Source organism: Vibrio sp. 10N.222.55.C6 (genome assembly GCF_041473395.1).
Classification (GTDB): Bacteria; Pseudomonadota; Gammaproteobacteria; order Enterobacterales; family Vibrionaceae; genus Vibrio; species Vibrio crassostreae_C.
Window position 1 is genome coordinate 1 of sequence record NZ_JBFRSD010000728.1, and the last position, 251, is coordinate 251.

At 52.6% G+C, this 251-nt stretch carries 1 protein-coding gene; it reads left to right on the top strand.

Annotated elements, in window-relative coordinates; all coding sequences use genetic code 11:
* Nucleotide 1 precedes the first annotated feature (1 nt).
* Nucleotides 2-251: aldehyde dehydrogenase family protein (locus tag AB4486_RS25855; RefSeq protein ID WP_372119596.1), on the top strand; the 250-nt coding region annotated here is incomplete at its 3' end.

Here is a 251-nt window from a genome sequence, read left to right on the forward strand (position 1 = left end):
GATTTACGCACAGCCGGGTAGTGATAACGCAGTGGTGAACTTTAAAGCGCAATACGATAACTTTATCGGTGGCGAGTGGGTGAAGCCTGTCAGCGGCGAATATTTTGATAACACTTCCCCAGTGAATGGTCAGGTGTATTGCCAAGTGGCACGCTCAACCGAGGCGGATATCAGCTTGGCACTCGATGCCGCGCATGCTGCTCGTGCAAGTTGGGCTTCGACCAGTGTGACTGAGCGTTCTAACATCCTGC